Origin of the sequence: Kribbella sp. NPDC051718 (assembly GCF_040681515.1) — a bacterium.
GTDB lineage: Bacteria > Actinomycetota > Actinomycetes > Propionibacteriales > Kribbellaceae > Kribbella.
The window spans coordinates 1-3,152 of sequence record NZ_JBFAYZ010000030.1; the positions used below are offsets into that span (position 1 = coordinate 1).

Annotated in this window: 2 rRNA genes; both read left to right on the plus strand. The window is 49.2% G+C overall.

Going from position 1 to position 3,152, the window contains the following annotated elements:
- Nucleotides 1-2,751: ribosomal RNA gene (locus AB0M15_RS41795) — 23S ribosomal RNA — on the plus strand; the annotation flags it as partial.
- Nucleotides 2,752-2,814: 63 nt separating this feature from the next.
- Nucleotides 2,815-2,930, plus strand: a 5S ribosomal RNA gene (gene rrf / locus AB0M15_RS41800).
- Nucleotides 2,931-3,152: the final 222 nt, after the last annotated feature.

Genomic DNA, 3,152 nt, shown 5'->3' on the forward strand with positions numbered 1-3,152 from the left:
GCAGACCCAGGGAACTGAAACATCTAAGTACCTGGAGGAAGAGAAAGAAAAATCGATTCCCTGAGTAGCGGCGAGCGAAACGGGAATAGCCCAAACCAAGAGGCTTGCCTCTTGGGGTTGTAGGACACTCTATATGGAGTTACAAAGGAATGAGTTAAATGAAGCGGTCTGGAAAGGCCCGCCAGAGCAGGTAACAGCCCTGTAGTTGAAAGTTCATTCTCTCTTGAGTGTATCCTGAGTACGGCGGAACACGTGAAATTCCGTCGGAATCTGGGAGGACCATCTCCCAAGGCTAAATACTACCTAGTGACCGATAGTGAACCAGTACCGTGAGGGAAAGGTGAAAAGCACCCCGGAAGGGGAGTGAAATAGATCCTGAAACCATGTGCCTACAAGTAGTTAGAGCCCGTTAATGGGTGATAGCGTGCCTTTTGTAGAATGAACCGGCGAGTTACGATTACATGCGAGGTTAAGTTTTAGAAGACGGAGCCGTAGCGAAAGCGAGTCTGAATAGGGCGAATGAGTATGTGGTTGTAGACCCGAAACCAGGTGATCTACCCATGTCCAGGGTGAAGGTAAGGTAACACTTACTGGAGGCCCGAACCCACGTACGTTGAAAAGTGCGGGGATGAGGTGTGGGTAGCGGAGAAATTCCAATCGAACCTGGAGATAGCTGGTTCTCTCCGAAATAGCTTTAGGGCTAGCCTCGTGATAGAGAATCCTGGAGGTAGAGCACTGTTTGAACTAGGGGTCCATCCCGGATTACCGAATTCAGACAAACTCCGAATGCCAGTGATTTATGCACGGGAGTCAGACTGCGAGTGATAAGATCCGTAGTCAAAAGGGAAACAGCCCAGACCACCAGCTAAGGTCCCAAAGTAATTGTTAAGTGGAAAAGGATGTGACGTTGCTTAGACAACCAGGATGTTGGCTCAGAAGCAGCCATCATTTAAAGAGTGCGTAATAGCTCACTGGTCGAGTGACGCTGCGCCGAAAATGTATCGGGGCTAAACAATTCACCGAAGCTGTGGATGGACATCTTAGATGTCCGTGGTAGGAGAGCGTTCTAAGTGCTGTGAAGTCAGACCGGAAGGACTGGTGGAGCGCTTAGAAGTGAGAATGCCGGTATGAGTAGCGAAAGACGGGTGAGAATCCCGTCCACCGAATGACTAAGGTTTCCTGAGGAAGGCTCGTCCGCTCAGGGTTAGTCGGGACCTAAGCCGAGGCCGATAGGCGTAGGCGATGGACAACAGGTTGATATTCCTGTACCACCTATTTACCATTTGAGCAATGGGGGGACGCAGTAGGATAGGGTAAGCATGCTGTTGGTTATGCATGTTCAAGCAGTGAGGCGTGAAATGAGGCAAATCCCATTTCTATAACGTTGAGCTGTGATGACGAGGACGTATGTCCGGAGTTCCTGATTTCACACTGCCAAGAAAAGCCTCTAGCGAGGTAAAAGGTGCCCGTACCGCAAACCGACACAGGTAGTCGAGGAGAGAATCCTAAGGTGTGCGAGAGAACTCTCGTTAAGGAACTCGGCAAAATGACCCCGTAACTTCGGGAGAAGGGGTGCTCTAGTAGGGTGAAAGCCCGAGAGAGCCGCAGTGAATAGGCCCAGGCGACTGTTTAGCAAAAACACAGGTCTCTGCAAAACCGTAAGGTGACGTATAGGGGCTGACGCCTGCCCGGTGCTGGAAGGTTAAGAGGAGTGCTTAGCGCAAGCGAAGGTGCGAATTGAAGCCCCAGTAAACGGCGGCCGTAACTATAACGGTCCTAAGGTAGCGAAATTCCTTGTCGGGTAAGTTCCGACCCGCACGAAAGGCGTAACGATCTGGGCACTGTCTCAACGAGAGACTCGGTGAAATTATAGTACCTGTGAAGATGCAGGTTACCCGCGACAGGACGGAAAGACCCCGTGGAGCTTTACTGTAGCCTGATATTGAATTTTGATACATCTTGTACAGGATAGGTAGGAGCCAGAGATTCCGGAGCGCCAGCTTCGGAGGAGGCGTTGGTGGGATACTACCCTAGATGTATTGAACTTCTAACCCATGCCCCTTAGCGGGGTAGGAGACAGTGTCAGGCGGGCAGTTTGACTGGGGCGGTCGCCTCCTAAAGAGTAACGGAGGCGCCCAAAGGTTCCCTCAGAATGGTTGGAAATCATTCGTAGAGTGTAAAGGCATAAGGGAGCTTGACTGCGAGACCTACAAGTCGAGCAGGGTCGAAAGACGGGCTTAGTGATCCGGTGGTACCGCATGGAAGGGCCATCGCTCAACGGATAAAAGCTACCCCGGGGATAACAGGCTTATCTCCCCCAAGAGTCCACATCGACGGGGAGGTTTGGCACCTCGATGTCGGCTCATCGCATCCTGGGGCTGTAGTCGGTCCCAAGGGTTGGGCTGTTCGCCCATTAAAGCGGTACGCGAGCTGGGTTCAGAACGTCGTGAGACAGTTCGGTCCCTATCCGTCGTGGGCGTAGGAAATTTGAGAGGAGCTGTCCTTAGTACGAGAGGACCGGGATGGACACACCGCTGGTGTACCAGTTGTTCTGCCAAGGGCATCGCTGGGTAGCTATGTGTGGACGGGATAAGTGCTGAAAGCATCTAAGCATGAAGCCCCCCTCAAGATGAGATTTCCCATTACGCAAGTAAGTAAGATCCCTCAAAGACGATGAGGTAGATAGGTTCGAGGTGGAAGTGTGGCGACATACGGAGCTGACGAATACTAATAGATCGAGGACTTAACCAAATTTTACTTAACAAACTTCAATGTAATTTATCCAGTTTTGAGAGAACAAGTTCTCTAATATAGTCTAGTGATGATGGCAAAGAGGTCACACCCGTTCCCATGCCGAACACGGAAGTTAAGCTCTTTAGCGCCGATGGTAGTTGGGGGTTTCCCCCTGTGAGAGTAGGACGTTGCTAGGCACATTAAAGCACAGCTGATTTAATCAGTTGTGCTTTTTTATTACTTATTTTTATTATTAAGTAATGTTGTACTTAATTAAATTTGAGGAATTCTATGTATCTACCATGATTTATTTTTATATATTCTATTTGAATTCGTTTTTCTTGTACAAATATTAAATAAAACATATGGTTAAAAGAAGCGCAATCAAATAGATTGGCAGAATTTATTCTAACAGGAGG